This is a genomic window from Sorangium sp. So ce185 (assembly GCF_051526825.1).
GTDB classification, from domain to species: Bacteria; Myxococcota_A; Polyangia; order Polyangiales; family Polyangiaceae; genus Sorangium; species Sorangium cellulosum_D.
Genome location: NZ_CP150316.1, coordinates 4,268,896 through 4,282,513, shown reverse-complemented (window position 1 = coordinate 4,282,513; position 13,618 = coordinate 4,268,896). Strand labels below are relative to the sequence as shown.

The 13,618-nt window shown below is 74.1% G+C and carries 11 protein-coding genes; 3 read left to right on the top strand and 8 right to left on the bottom strand.

The window, feature by feature from the left end; all coding sequences use genetic code 11:
* Positions 1–26: 26 nt before the first annotated feature.
* Positions 27–572 carry a DUF3341 domain-containing protein gene (locus tag WMF26_RS15860; RefSeq protein ID WP_438001000.1) on the top strand — a complete coding sequence of 182 codons (546 nt, stop codon included), beginning with the start codon at positions 27–29 and terminating at the stop codon, positions 570–572.
* A gap of 68 nt (positions 573–640) precedes the next feature.
* On the opposite strand, the gene WMF26_RS15855 is transcribed toward WMF26_RS15860, so the two are convergent.
* Positions 641–1,240, bottom strand: a complete 600-nt coding sequence (locus WMF26_RS15855; protein WP_438000999.1) for a cysteine hydrolase family protein — start codon at positions 1,238–1,240, stop codon at positions 641–643.
* A gap of 231 nt (positions 1,241–1,471) precedes the next feature.
* Here WMF26_RS15855 and WMF26_RS15850 point away from each other — a divergent pair, with 231 nt between their 5' ends.
* Positions 1,472–2,395, top strand: coding sequence for a Ku protein (locus tag WMF26_RS15850; RefSeq protein ID WP_438000998.1), 924 nt, complete (start codon positions 1,472–1,474; stop codon positions 2,393–2,395).
* A 118-nt stretch (positions 2,396–2,513) separates the two neighbouring features.
* Positions 2,514–3,737 (top strand): putative sensor domain DACNV-containing protein, encoded by a 1,224-nt coding sequence (locus tag WMF26_RS15845; protein ID WP_438000997.1) that lies wholly within the window; start codon positions 2,514–2,516, stop codon positions 3,735–3,737.
* Between the two features lie 18 nt (positions 3,738–3,755).
* Here the strand turns inward: WMF26_RS15845 and cheB are convergent, their stop codons facing one another.
* From cheB to WMF26_RS15810, 7 genes are read right to left on the bottom strand one after another with little or no spacing between them, the layout of a single operon-like run.
* Complete coding sequence (gene cheB / locus WMF26_RS15840; protein ID WP_438000996.1) at positions 3,756–4,790, bottom strand: chemotaxis-specific protein-glutamate methyltransferase CheB; 1,035 nt, start codon at positions 4,788–4,790, stop codon at positions 3,756–3,758.
* The gene (locus WMF26_RS15835) at positions 4,787–5,617 is read right to left on the bottom strand and encodes a CheR family methyltransferase (RefSeq protein WP_438000995.1); all 831 of its coding nucleotides are present in this window, start codon (positions 5,615–5,617) and stop codon (positions 4,787–4,789) included. The genes cheB and WMF26_RS15835 overlap by 4 nt, the downstream gene beginning before the upstream one ends.
* A 10-nt stretch (positions 5,618–5,627) precedes the next feature.
* Entirely contained in the window at positions 5,628–7,985 is a 2,358-nt protein-coding gene (locus tag WMF26_RS15830; protein ID WP_438000994.1) for a HEAT repeat domain-containing protein, read from the bottom strand.
* Positions 7,982–10,519, bottom strand: coding sequence for a methyl-accepting chemotaxis protein (locus tag WMF26_RS15825; RefSeq protein WP_438000993.1), 2,538 nt, complete (start codon positions 10,517–10,519; stop codon positions 7,982–7,984). The genes WMF26_RS15830 and WMF26_RS15825 overlap by 4 nt, the downstream gene beginning before the upstream one ends.
* Positions 10,509–10,946 (bottom strand): chemotaxis protein CheW, encoded by a 438-nt coding sequence (locus WMF26_RS15820; RefSeq protein WP_438000992.1) that lies wholly within the window; start codon positions 10,944–10,946, stop codon positions 10,509–10,511. The genes WMF26_RS15825 and WMF26_RS15820 overlap by 11 nt, the downstream gene beginning before the upstream one ends.
* Positions 10,943–13,117, bottom strand: a complete 2,175-nt coding sequence (locus WMF26_RS15815; RefSeq protein WP_438000991.1) for a chemotaxis protein CheA — start codon at positions 13,115–13,117, stop codon at positions 10,943–10,945. Before WMF26_RS15815 ends, WMF26_RS15820 begins: the two co-directional genes overlap by 4 nt.
* On the bottom strand, positions 13,114–13,497 hold the full coding sequence (locus tag WMF26_RS15810) for a response regulator (protein ID WP_437320101.1): 384 nt from the start codon (positions 13,495–13,497) through the stop codon (positions 13,114–13,116). The genes WMF26_RS15815 and WMF26_RS15810 overlap by 4 nt, the downstream gene beginning before the upstream one ends.
* Positions 13,498–13,618: the final 121 nt, after the last annotated feature.

Here is a 13,618-nt window from a genome sequence, read left to right as displayed (position 1 = left end):
GTCTGAAAGGCTGAAAGGAAGATACCATGGCAACGAAGAAAGCGGTCCTGGGCCTCGTGAGCACGCTCGCTCAGGCGGACATCATCGTCGGCGAGCTACAGCGCGCCGGCTTCATGACCAGCGATATCTCGGCGCTCTTCCCCGACAAGCACGGTACGCGGGACTTCGCGCACGAGAAGAACACGAAGGCGCCCGAGGGCGCGACCGCGGGCGCCAGCGCCGGCGGCGCGATCGGCGGGACCATCGGCCTGCTCGCCGGCATCGGCGCGCTCGCCATCCCCGGCCTCGGGCCCTTCATCGCGGCCGGCCCGATCATGGCCGCGCTGAGCGGCGCCGCGGCGGGCGCGGCGGTCGGCGGCGTGACCGGCGCCCTCATCGGGCTCGGCATCCCCGAGGTCGAGGCCAAGCAGTACGAGGGCAAGATCAAGGGCGGCAACATCCTGATCTCCGTCCACGTCGAGAACAGCAACGAGCGGTCGCTCGCCAAGCAGGTCCTGGAGCGCGGCGGCGCGACCGACATCGCGGTCCTCACCGAAGAGGGCCTCTCGTCGAAGCAGCGGGCCGTCGCCTGAGCGTAACGCCCCTGCGGAACACCTGACCTCGGCAGCTGCCCGTCCGACGCCCGGCCCCCCCAGAGGCGTCAGGCGGGCAGCCGCTCGAGGTCGACCTCGTCGGACGGCGCGATGTCGGCCTTGAGGAAGCGCTGCATCTGATGGAGCGCGTAGCGGTTGTCTTCCTCGCTCTCCGACGCCAAGCAGTCCGACGGGACGAGCAGCCGGTAATCGCGCATGTACGCGTCGTTCGCCGTGAACAGGACGCAGATGTTCCCCGCCATGCCGGTGAGGATCAGCGTCTGCACGCCGAGGGACTCGAGCAGGATCTCGAGCGTGGTGCCGTAAAAGCCCGAGTGCTTGGGCTTGAGCACGAAATAATCCTCCTCTCCGGGCCGCAGCAGCGCCGCGATCTCCCGGCCGCGGACGCCCTCCTCCAGGCAGTGCTCGATCTGCCGGTGGAAGTTGGACTGCCAGCGGCCGAAGTTGTCGTTCACGTAGACCGCGGGGATGCCCGCGTCGCGACACCGCTGCTTCAACGCACGGATGCGGTGCGCCATCGGGAGGGCGTGGGCGAGCAGCTGGTCGCCTTCGGGGAACTCCAGGTCGTTGATGACGTCGATGAGGAGGAGCGCGATCCGGCTGTTGTCCGGCGCAGCTCCGTGGAGGTCGTGGGTCCGCCGCGGCATAGAGACCGCGGGTTATACAGCGGGCCACGGCCAGCGGGGCAGCAATCGCCGCTCGCTCAGCCCGCTGTGGCGAAACGCGACGCCGGCCGCGGCGGCGCCGCGGCGCGGCGGGCCGGGAGCGGCCAGGACGGGCGCGGCGCGCGGGACCTCCGGGATCGCGCCTTCGGCCGCTGGCTTGCATTGCCTCCCGACACGGACCTGAAACGGACCTCTTGGGTCGAAGGAGAGCGCATGCCTCGCAGCATCTGGAAAGGGAGTATCAGCTTCGGGCTCGTGCAGATCCCGGTCGCCCTCTACCCCGCGGAGGAGCCCAACGAGCTCCACTTCACGCAGCTCGACCGGCGCAACATGACGCCGATCCGCTACGAGCGCGTGAACCGGGAGACGGGCGAGCCGGTGAGCTGGGACGATATCGTCCGCGGCTATCCCTACGAGAAGGGCGAGTATGTGGTCATGTCCGACGAGGACCTGCGCCGCGCGAACGTGGAGGCGACGCAGACCGTGGACATCCTCGACTTCGTCGACGCCTCGGAGATCGACCCGATGTACTACGAGAAGCCGTATTATCTCGCCCCCGCGTCGATGAACAGCAAGAAGAAGTCGTCGGTGACGGCGTACGTGCTCCTGCGCGAGGCGCTGCGGAAGACGGGGAAGGTCGGGATCGCGAAGGTCGTGATCCGGACGCGCGAGCACATCGCCGCGGTGCGGCCGCACGGCCGCGCGCTCGTGCTGAACCTGCTGCGGTTCGCGCACGAGCTCCGCTCCGATGAAGAGCTCGACCTGCCCGAGATGGATGTCGACGCAAAGGGGCTCGGCAAGCGGGAGCTCGAGATGGCCGAGCGGCTCGTGGCCGAGATGGCCACCGAGTGGAAGCCGGAAAAATACAAGGACGAGTACCGCGACGACGTGATGAAGATGATCGAGAAGAAGGTGAAATCCGGTCAGACCACGACGCCCGCGGAGCCGGAGGAGGAGGAGAAGCCCCGCGACACCGGCACGGTCGACCTCATCGCGCTGCTCAAGAAGAGCCTCGGCCAGAAGGGCGCGAAGGTCGCCAACGACGCGAGCGACGACAAACGGGAGAGCGCCCGCGCGAAGCCGCGAAAGGCGGAGACGTCGAAGCGAAAGGCGAGCGGCTCTCGCCGGGCGGCGTGACGCCGCGCGACGCGGCCGGACCGCACGCCGCCGCGGCGCTCAGCGCCGCGGCGGCGGGCCGAGCCCGCATGCAGCCGTCGGCCTGACCGGCGACGGCGCAGGATGGTATACCGAGCTCATGCGCCCCAAGTATCCTGCGGATGTCACGGCCGCATTTCTCGATCTGCAGGAGCAGCCACAGCTCACGGCGCAAACGCTCTCGTGCAAGGGCAGGGTCGAGCCGGGCGCGGCGGCGCCGCCGCCCTTCGCCGCCGTCCTCACCGAGCTGATCGAGACGATGTTCTTCGCCTCCATGGCGACCGAGGAGGGGCGGCTCAACCCGGTCGGCGTCGTGTTCGCCGGGAGCCTCGGCGATCTCGAGCTCGACGAGCCCGCGTGGGATCTCGTGCGGTTCGGCTCCGCCGTGGCGTTCGACGTGGAGCACGTCGCCAACCTCGCCTCGGCGTGCGCGTGGCCGCGCTCCTTCCTGTCGGTGGTGCCGCTCGATGGGTCGCTCGTGATCGCCGGCATCGCGACGCCGCATAGCCGGCGCTCCTTCGAGCTCGATCAGCTCGTGCGCGTGGTGGTCCCGAAGCCCGGCGTCGTGGCCGTGTACCGCGGCGAGTGGGAGATCGTCCGCTACGAGCGCGGCGCGGTGCGGACGTGGATGCCGAAGAACCGGCCGCAGCTCGACTCGATCGAGCGGACCGTCCTCCGGGACCTCGCGAGTCCGCACGGCCGCCGCGTGAGCAAGTATCTCCTGCGCATCGTGGAAGGGATGGTCGAGCTCGGGCGCGGCGGGCTGCTCGTCGTGCTCGGGCCGGGCGAGGGCCTGCCGCAGCTGTTCGGCGAGGAGGGGAATCCGTTCGACACCGAGGTCAAGCGGCTGGATCCCGCCCTGTGCCTCGGCTCGGCCATCCGCGATCTCTCCGCCTCCGCCGCGCGCGAGAGCCAGCCGCCGAGCGAGCCGCACCAGGTGGACGGGAAGAAGACCGCGGCGGACGGGGCGGCGCGCGGCCCGGACCACCGGTTCAAGAGCTCCGAGCGCCTCAACCGGCTGCTCGACCTCATCGTCCGGCTGACGACCGTCGATGGCGCGGTGGTGATGGACCACGGCCTCGACGTGCTCGCGTTCGGCGCGAAGCTGCCCCCGCCGCGGTCGATCATCTCCGAGGTGTACGCCGCGACCCCCGACCAGCGGATGGACGTGAGCCTGAGCCTCGACGCGCGCGGCACCCGCCACCGCGCGGCCGCGGCGTTCGTGGCGGGGTACCCGGAGCGGATCGCGTTCATCGTCTCCCAGGACGGCAACGCGGCCACGTTCCAGGAGATCGAGGGAAAGGTCGTTTACTGGCCGCTGTGACGGGCCGGCCGCCCGACGTCAGAGGTGCCGCACGATGGCCGCGGCCATCTCGTCGATCGGCGCCTCGGCCGCGGCGAGCCTGGCCTCCACCACGCGGCGGGGCATGCCGTGGACGACGCAGGACGACTCGGCCTCGGCGAGGATCCTGCCGCCGGCCTTGTGGATCGCCCTCGACCCCTCCAGGCCGTCGTCGCCCATGCCTGTCAGCACGACCCCGAGCACGCCCGAGCCGAACTCTGCGGCGGCGCTCGAGAAGAGCAGATCGACCGACGGGCAGTACAGCGACGCCCTGGACGCGTCCGCGAAGCGGACGCTGGCGCGGTCCCGGTGCCGCCGGACCTCGAGGTGCGCCCCGCCGCGCGCGATGACCGCGAGCCCGGGCCGGAGCTGGAGATCGTCCGACGCCTCGACGACCGAGAGGGCGCTCGCCTCGTTCAGGCGGCGCGACAGCGACTCCGTGTACCCGGCGGGGATGTGCAGCGCCACGACGATGGGGACCGGGAAATCGCCGGGCATCGCCGCGAAGAGCCGCGTCAGCGCCTGGGGGCCGCCGGTGGACGTGCCGATCACGACGAGGCGCGCGCGCGGCAGCGCGGGGATCGCGCCGGACACGGGCGGCGGCTGCGGGCGCGGGCCTTCACGGCGGACCCGCGCCTCGGCCGCGGCGAGCACCTTGCGGACCAGCTCGTCCGAGAGCTCGAAGAGGCGATCGGTCGCGAGCGACGTCGGCTTCTCGACGAGATCCACCGCCCCCTGCTGGAGCGCTTTGACGCCGAGCTCGCTGTCCGCCTCGGAGTTGCTCACCACGACGACCCGCGGGGCGCCCTCGCGCGGCAGCGACGCGAGCACGCCGATGCCGTCGAGGTTCGGCATCACGAGGTCGAGCGTGACCACATCGGGCTTGTAACGCTCGATCTTCTCCAGCGCGTCCAGGCCGTCCATGGCCGTGTCGACGACCTCGATCGCCGCGTTCGCGCCCAGGACCTGCCGCAGGACCTTGCGCACGAAGGCGGAGTCGTCGACCACGAGCACGCGGACAGCCGGGTTCTTCATCGCGCGGTCTTCCGGTAGAGAAACACGCCACCTCGCTCCTCGCAGGCGAGCGCGGTGCCAAGCCGCAGCAGCGACTCGGAGATCCCGACCAGGAGGGCCCCGCCCGAGGCGAGCGCCCCCGAGAGGTTCGCGACCACCCACCGCGCCGTGTTGTCGTGGAAGTAGATGAGCACGTTGCGGCAGACGATGACGTCGAACTGCCCGAGCGACGTGACGTCGGACGCCTCGAGCAGGTTGATCCGCCGCCAGTCGATCGCCTGTTTCAGCTCGGCGCTCACGACGACCCGGTCGGGCGTCACCTCCAGCCACCGGGTGGCGAAGGGGGGCGGCGGGGCGTTGCTCCGGATCGAGCGCGGCCCGTACACCCCGGCCCGGGCGCGCGAGAGCGCCCGCGCGCTGATGTCGCTCGCGACGAGATCGACCCCGCCGAGCAGGCCCCGCTCGGCGAGGAGCATCGCGATCGTGAACGGCTCCTCGCCGGTCGAGCAGGCCGCCGACCAGATCCGCGGCCGCTCCCCCGCCGCGACGCGCGGCGCGACGAGCTCCGCGACCGCGACCTCGAGCTGCGCGAGCTCGCGGAAGAAGTACGTCTCGCCCACGACCAGCACGTCGATCAGCGCGTCCAGCTCGGCCGCGCCCGCGGGGTCGTACCGGAGGAAGTAATAGTAATCGAGCAGCGAGTCGAAGCCGGCGTCGATCGCGCGCACCGACACCTTGTCGCCGAGCAGCTCGCGATCGCCCGCGTCGTAGTGGATCCCGATCTTCTCGGCGATGAGCGCGCTGAAGATCGCGAAGACCTGCGGCGAGATGGGGAGGCGGCTCGTCATACGCACGGCGTCATGCCCACTGCGAGAGGACCGAGGCGGCCACGCGCCGCACCTCCGGGTCCAGATCGGTCCGCGAGACGTGCTCGACCGCGGCGAACCCCTCCCGCGTGGCCACCGCGGCGAGCGTCGTGGCCGCCGCCTTCCGCGCCGGCGCGGAGGGCAGGCCGAGCGCCTGGAGGAGCGCGGCGTGCCCCGCGGGCTGCCGCATCCGCGCCAGCGCCGCGGTGAGGACCGGCGAGAGCTCGTCGTCCGCCGTCCCGAGCGCCTCGAGGATGCCCTCGACGCGCCCCGGCACCGGCGTGGACAGCGCGGCGAGGAGCGGGCCCTGCGCCGGCGAGGCGACGAGCAGCGCGATGAGGCTCCGCGTCGCGTCGACCCCGGCCCGCCCCGCGATGAAGCCGGTCGCCGCGGCGCGCACGCTCTCGTCGGGATCGCCCGCGGCGCGCACCAGCGCCGGGAGGACCTCGGGCGACGAGAAGCCGGAGATCGCCGAGACCGCGACCAGCCGGGTCGCCACGTCGGGCGACGAGAGCGCGCCGAGCAGGGTCGGCAGAGACTCCGCCCGCCCGGCGATGCCGAGCCCGATCAGCGCCGAGCGGCGCATGTCCGTGTCGCTCGCCTGGGCCGCCTGCTCCAGCGCAGCGAGCGCGAGATCGCCCTTGATCGCCGACAGCGCCTCGATCGCCGCCACGCGCACCTGGCCGCTCTCGTCCCGGAGCCGCTCGGCGATGAGCCCGGCCGCCGCCTCGCACCCGAGCTTCCCCAGCGCCTGGCAGGCGTAGTAGCGGACCCACGCGTCCTCGTCGCCGAGCCCCGCGAGGAGCGCGTCGACGACGCGCGGCGCCCGCTGCGACTGCCCGAGCGCCCGCATCGCCACCGCCCGGACCCGCTCCGACGCGTCGGCGGCGAGCGCGGCGAGCGCGGCGAGCGCCTCCGGCTGCGCGAACGACGCGAGGCCGTGGATCGCGCGCTCGCGCGTCCGCAGGTCGGGGTCGCGGACGCCGTCGAGGAAGATCGGCAGCGCCGAGGCGGGCGCGAAGTAGGCGAGGATCCGCAGGGCCGTCCGGCGCGCGGCCGGGGTCCCCTCGCGGGCCGCGGCGAGCGCGAGCGCCTCGACGTCGGGGCCGCCGAGGCACTGGATCGCGGTCGTCGCGGCGTGGACGACGCGGGGGTTCGGGTCGTCGAGCAGCCGGAACAGCGCGCGCGCCGAGCTCGGCTCCGAGATCCGCGCCAGCGCGTCGCACGCCGCCGCGCGGACCTCCGGGTCCGGATCCGCGAGGCAGCGCTCCACGTCGCCCGCGGCCGCGGCGCTCCGGACGAGCGGCAGGAGCAAGAGCCGTCGGGAGCTGTCGCCGTCGCGCAGCGCCGCGAGCACCCGGGCGTCGGCGCTCCGGGAGAGCTGGAAGAGCGCCTCCGCCGCGGCGCTCGCGACGGCGGGCTCGGCGTCGAGCAGGCGCGTCAGATCGAGCAGGACGTCCTCGCCCCCGATCGCGCCGAGCACGCTGCAGATGAGGACCTGCTCGGCCGGATCCGCGCCGCCGAGGCTCTGCGAGAGCCGCCGCGCCGCGCCGGGCGCGGGCGCCTCGCCCCGGAGCGCCTCGTCGATCGGCCCGGCCGTCCCGTAGCGCTCGCGGTACCGCTCGCGCAGCTCGGCGAGCGCCACCGCGGCGACGCGCGCGACCGCGTCGCTCGGGCGCCCGAGCAGGCGCATCAGCGGCGCCACCGCGCTCCGGCTGCCGGTGCGGCCGAGCGCCCGCGCCGCCTCGAGGAGGTAGCGCGGATCGTCGAGGAGGGCCGAGAGCGGGGCGATCGCGCGCGGGTCGCCGCTGCGGCCGAGCACGTCGATCGCCGGGAAGACGCGGAAGAAGTTGCCGCTCGTGACGGCGTCCACGAGCGCGTCGACCGCCGATCGGCCGCCGACCCGGCCGAGCGCCTCGATCGCGGCGACCGCGACGTTGTCGTCGGCGTGCGACGTGAGCTCCGCGAGCCGGGGGACCGCCTTCGCGCTGCTGCGGCGCCCGAGGATCTGCGCCGCGTCGGCGACGACCGCGGGGCGAGGGTCCCGCGTCAGCGCGAGCACGGGGTCGTCGACGTCGCCGAGCGACGCGACGAGCGCGTCGACGTTGGCGGCGATGCGCGCCTCGCTGTCGCGCCGCGCGGAGAGGCACGCGCAGAGCGGCCCCACGGCCGCGTCGCCGAGCGCGGCGAGCGACGCGACCACGGACCGCCGCACGGTCCAGCTCGGATCCGCGAGCATCTCGATGAGCGCCAGCACCCCCGCGGGCCCGGAGGCGGCGAGCCGATCCACCTGCTCGACGCGCTGCCGCTCCGCGTCCGAGACGGAGAGCGCGGGGCGACGGGAGATCACGCGGTCTCCGGCGGGGCGTGGGGCTGGCTTCCGTTCGCCCTGAGCTGCGCGACCGCGGCGGCGACCCCCGCGACCGCGTCCACGTGCTCGGCGCTCGCGTGCCGGATCCGGCCGACCTGGTCGAGCACGTGGCCGGCGTCGGCCGCGACCGCGCCGGAGTCCCTCGCCTGCCGCGCCGCGGCGGCGGCGACCTCCCGGACCGGCTCGCGCAGGCGGGCGAGCGACGCGGCGTGCTGCTCGCTCCGGGTCGACAGCTCGGCGGCCGCCCTGACGACGCCCTGGAGCGACGCCGCCTGCCGGCTCGCGCCCGACGCGAGCGCCGCGATGGACTCGGCCTGATCGGCCACCGCCCGCGCCGTCTGCTTGGCGATGCGGCGCACGGACTCCCCCTCCTTCGCGAGGGACGCCGTCGCCTTGGTCTGGTCCGCCGTGGCGGCGGTCACCGCCGCCGCGAGCCGCGCGACCTGGCGGGCGGACGCCTCCAGCTGCTTCGCGGCCCGCGCCTGCTCGCCGATCCCCCGCGCCGACTGGGCCGACATCTTCCGGATGTCGTCCATGGCGCGCGCGACCTCGGTCGCGCCGCCGGCCTGCTCCGCGAGGCCGGCGACCATCCGCTGCGACGCGCCCGCGGCCTCCTGCGTCAGCGCCGTGACCCCGGCCAGGGCGCGCGTCTGCTCGACCATCGCGGTGCTGGTCTGGTGCGTCAGCGCGCGCATCTGCGCGGCGACCTTCGCGAGCTGCGACGCCCCCGTCGCCTGCTCCTCCATCGCCCGCGACACGCGCTCGGCGCTCGACGTGAGCTGCCCGTTCAGCTTCACGGCGTCGCGCAGCGCGCGCGCCTGCTCGGCGGTCGCCTCCTTCGTCTGTCGGGCCATGCGCCGCATCTCGGCGCTCCCCTGCGCGAGCGCCTGGACCGCCTTGGTCTGCTCGGCCGCGGAGCGGGCGACCGCCCTGCCCTCCTCGCTCATGCGCGCCGCGGTCTGCGTGAGGGCGCCTACCGCCTGCACCTGATCGGCGTTCGCCCGATCGATGTCGCGGATCGAGCGGCCGAGCTCCTCGACGCCCTGCAGGATCGACGCGAGCGCCCGGTCGGCGTCGCCCGCGAGCCGGGTCCCCTCGTCCGCGACCTTCACGCCCTCGGTCGAGGCGGCCACCGCCTCGCGGGCGCTCGCCTGGAGCGCGCGGACGATCTTGGCGATCTCGGCGCTCGAGACGGCGGCCCGGTCCGCGAGGTTCCGGATCTCCTCGGCGACGACGGCGAAGCCGCGGCCGTGCTCCCCTGCCCGCGCGGCCTCGATGCTGGCGTTGAGCGAGAGGAGGTTCGTCCGGTCGGCGATCAGGTTGATCGTCTGGACGATGTCGCCGATCTCCTCGGCCCGCTTGCCCATCTCCTTCATGACCGACGCGGAGTCGACCATCGCCTGCCGGATGCTGCCGAGGCCGGCGATGGACCTGCCCACCGTCGCCGCGCCCTGGCGCGCGGTCGCGACGCCCTGCTCGGCGGTCGCGCGCGCGGTCTCGACGATGGAGACGATCCGCCGCGTGGTGCCCTCGACCTGCGACGAGGCGGCGGCGTTGCCGGCCGCGAGCCCGCTGATCTGGTCGGCGCTCTGCGCGACCTGCTGCGCGGTCCGCGCGAGCTCCTCGGCGGCGACCGCGTTGGCCTCGATGGTCGCCGCGTTCTTCTCGGCCGTGGCCGCGACCTCCTCGACCGAGCTCGCGATCTCGGTGATCGTGCTCGCGGTCGACGACGCGCTCGCCTCGAGCGCCTTCGCGCTCTCCGCCACCCCGCGGATCGACCGCGCCATCTGCTCCGCGGTCGCGGCGGTCTCCTCGACCGCGCTCGCCATCTCGGTGGCGTCGCGCGCGACGCGATCGAGGGAGCCGCCCACGCCCGCGACGGCGCCGGCCATGGTCGAGATCTGCGACCCGAACCCCCGGGCGTCGGCCGAGATGCGCGCGATGCCCTTCGACATCTCCTCGATGGTGGCCCCGATCTGCTCGAGCGCCGCGGCGCTGCTCTCGCCGCGGGCCGCCGCCTCGTCGGCGGCCCCGCTCGTCACCGAGACGGAGCCGAGGAGCTCCTCGCTCGAGGACGCGAGCTCCTCGGCGTTGGCGCTCACCGACTTCACCGAGCGGGCGATCTCCTCGAGCGCCGCCGCGGTCGTCTCCGCGGAGCCGGCGAGCGCCTCGGCGTCGCCCCTCACGCCGGCGAGCGCGGGGGCGAGCGTCCCGAGGCCGCTCGTCGTGCCCTCGGCGCCCTGCGCGACCTCGGCGGCGGCGTCGCTGATGCGCTGCCCCGACCGCGCGAGCGCCTGCGCCGCGGCGGCCGCCTCCTCGATCTCGCCCGCGAGCGCGCCCGCCGCGGCGCCCTGCTGCCTGCCGGCGGCGGCGTGCTCCGCGCCGGCGGCGGCCAGCCGCGCGGCCGCCTGCTCGACGCCGGCCACGGCCGTGATCGCCTGACGGAGCGAGCGCTCGGTCTGCTCTGCCCGCGCGAGCGCGCCGTCGATGTCCGCGATTGCATCAACTGCCATGTTCCTGCTCCTCACCGATGATCCTGCCGACGTCGACGAGCATGACGAGCCGCTTCCCGAGCTTCGCGACCGCCTTCACGAACCCGGCGCTCTCCTCCGCCATGACCTCGGGGGGCGCCCGCAGCTCGTCGGCGGCGATGTTGACGACCTCCCGCGCGCTGTCCACGAGGAGGCCCACGGTGCGGCCGCCGCGCTGGACGACGATGACGCGCGAGTCGAGCGTGGGCTCCACGGTGGGGAGCCCGAACCGGGCGCGCAGATCCACGACCGGCACGACGCGGCCGCGGATCTGGATGAGGCCGCCGACGTACGGCCGCGTGCCCGGCACCCGGGTCGCGCCGGTGAACGACTCCATGTGGAGCACGTCGGCCGCCGAGATCGCGTACTCGGTGTCCGCCACCTTCAGGACCACGTGCAGGTCGCTCATGAGGCCACCCGGACCAGGCTTGCGCGGCCGCCCTGGCCGGCGGAGAGCCGCCCGCTGAGGCTCACGAGGTCGAGGACGAGCGTGGGGCGGCCGTCGCCGAGATCGGTCGAGCCGGATACGCCCGGCACCTTGACGAGCGGGTCCTCGAGCGGCCGCACGACCACCTCCTGCTGGCCGAGCACGCGGGTCACGCCGAAGGCGAAGGGCGCGCCGTTGCGCCGCACGACGAGCGCCCTGGTCGCGGACGAGGCCCCGAGCTCGAAGAGCGCGCCGAGGTCGACGAGCGGCACGACCTCACCGCGCCTCTCGATCAACTCTGTACCGCCCCGGGCGCGGCCCGGGGCTGGCAGCTCGGTACCGCCCCGGGCGCGGCCCGGGGCTGGCAGCTCGGTACCGCCCCGGGCGCGGCCTGCGGCCGGCAACTCTGCAGCACCTCGGGCGGGGCCCAGCGCCGGCAGCTCCGCACCGCCCCACGCGCGGCCCGGCGCCGGGCCGCGGAAGATGCGGGCCGCGTCGATCTCCATGACTTCCTCCACGCCCGCGACGGGCGTCACGAACGGCTGGTCCCCGCACAGGAAGGAGAACGCGTCCACGATGGTCAACGTGAGCGGGATCCGCAGGGTGAAGGTGGTGCCGGCGCCGCGCGCCGTGCTCACGGAGAGCTCGCCGCCGAGCTGCTCCACGGCGATGCGCCGCACGATGTCCATCCCGAGCCCGCGGCCGCTGGTCTTCGTCGCCTGGTCGAGCGTCGACAGCCCGGGCAGCGTGATGAGGTCGAGCAGCGCCGCGTCGCTGTCCGGCGCGGGGCGGCCGGCCCGCGCCGCGATGAGCGCGCGGTCGATGCCCCGCCCGTCGTCGGCGACGCTGAGCTCGAGCTGGTTGTTGGAGCGCTCGAAGCAGGAGACCCGGACGACGCCCTCCTCGGGCTTGCCCAGCCGCCGGCGCTCCGCGGGCGGCTCGATCGCGTGATCGACCGCGTTGCGGAGCAGGTGCACGATCGCCGGGAAGATGCGCTCCGCGACCGCCTTGTCGAGCTCCGCCTTGCCCGCGTCGATCTCGATCCGCACCTGCTTGCCCGTCGCGCGGCCGAGGCCGCGGACGACGAGCGGCACGCGCTCGAGGAGCTCCGTCACCGAGATCATGCGCGCGCGCATGATGGCGCCGCGGAGGTCGCGCAGCTGGCGGTCGTGCTCGCGCAGGATCTCCGAGAGGTCGCGGACGTCCACCCCGCGGGCGCGCAGGTCGGCGGCCGCCCGGGCGAGCCGGAACCGCGTGACGACGAGCGCCGACAGCTTGTCGAGCGCGTCGTCGAGGCGCGCCACCTCGACGCGCACCACGCCGCGGAGCTGGGGCTCCCGGTCCGCCGGCTCCTCCGGCTCGGCCTCGGCCAGGGCCGCGACCGCCAGCGGGACGGGCGGCGCCACCGTGAGCGGGCGGACGCCGTCGGCGCCCGCGGCCCGCGCGATCTCCTCGTCGGGCGCGCTCGTGAGCACGAGGAGCGCGAAGGCGATGCCGCCCGGCGCCCTGTCGCTGGCCGGGACCGAGAGCGGGACGACCTTGACGATTTCGGCGAGCTTGCCGACGCGCTCGCGGACGGTCGTGATGTTCATCCCCTCGGCCGTGCGCGCCGGCGACGGGACGAAATCGACCCGCAGCGCGCGCCGACCGGAGGCCAGGCCCTGCGCGAGCTGCACCCGCTCGCCGGCCCCGAGCTTCGCGAGGATCTCGGGGTCGGCGCTGATCGTCGGCGCGGGCGGGGACGGCGCGTCGGCGAGATCGAGCGCGGAGAGGGCGTCGAGCAGCGCGGGCGCCGCGGGCGGCACCGGCTGCTTCCCGGCGAGGGCGCGGGTCCGCTCCTCGATGGCCCGGAGCCCGCGGAGCAGCACCTCGATCGATTGCGCGGAGAGGCTGCCGGCGGCCCTGTCCACCGCCCGGAGCACGGTCTCCATCGCGTGGGCGATGTCCACGATCGGCTCCACGCCGACCATGGCGGAGAGGCCTTTGATGGTGTGAAGAGAGCGGAAGAGCTCGCGCACCGCCCGCGGGTTCGACTCGCCGGCGCGGACGGCCGCCTCCGCGGCGAGGAGGTTCGCGGTCGACGCGGAGAGGTGCTCCTCCACCTCGACGAGGTAGCCGGCGACGAACTCGTTCACATCGAGCGCGTCGCTCATCCTGCGCCCGCGACGCGCTCCCCGAGGAGCGCTCGCACGCTGGCCAGGATGGCGTCGGGCGTGAACGGCTTCGTCATGAACTCCGAGGCACCCGCGCCGAGCGCGCGGGCCCGGGACTCCTCATCACCCCGGGTGGTCACCACCAGAATCGGCAGGCTCCGCAGCTTGTCCTGGCCACGGATGAACTCGATGACCTCGAGCCCTCCGATATCGGGCATGTTCAGGTCGAGCACCACGAGATCGAACGGCCTGAGCGAGAGCGTCTCAATCGCCTCGAGCCCGCTCGCCGCGTGCGCGAACGAATACTGCTCGGCCCGCAGGCAGGCGACGACCATCTCACGCATTACCCTGCTATCGTCGACGACGAGGATCTCTGCCACAGCGACACTCGGCCCAGGGCATAGCCGGCCCGCGTGCTGGGTGTCAATTGCGCGGCGGAGCGAGCCCGGACGAATCAGGGAAATCCCGTCGGACTGGCCCCGAGGTTCACGACACGCGGGC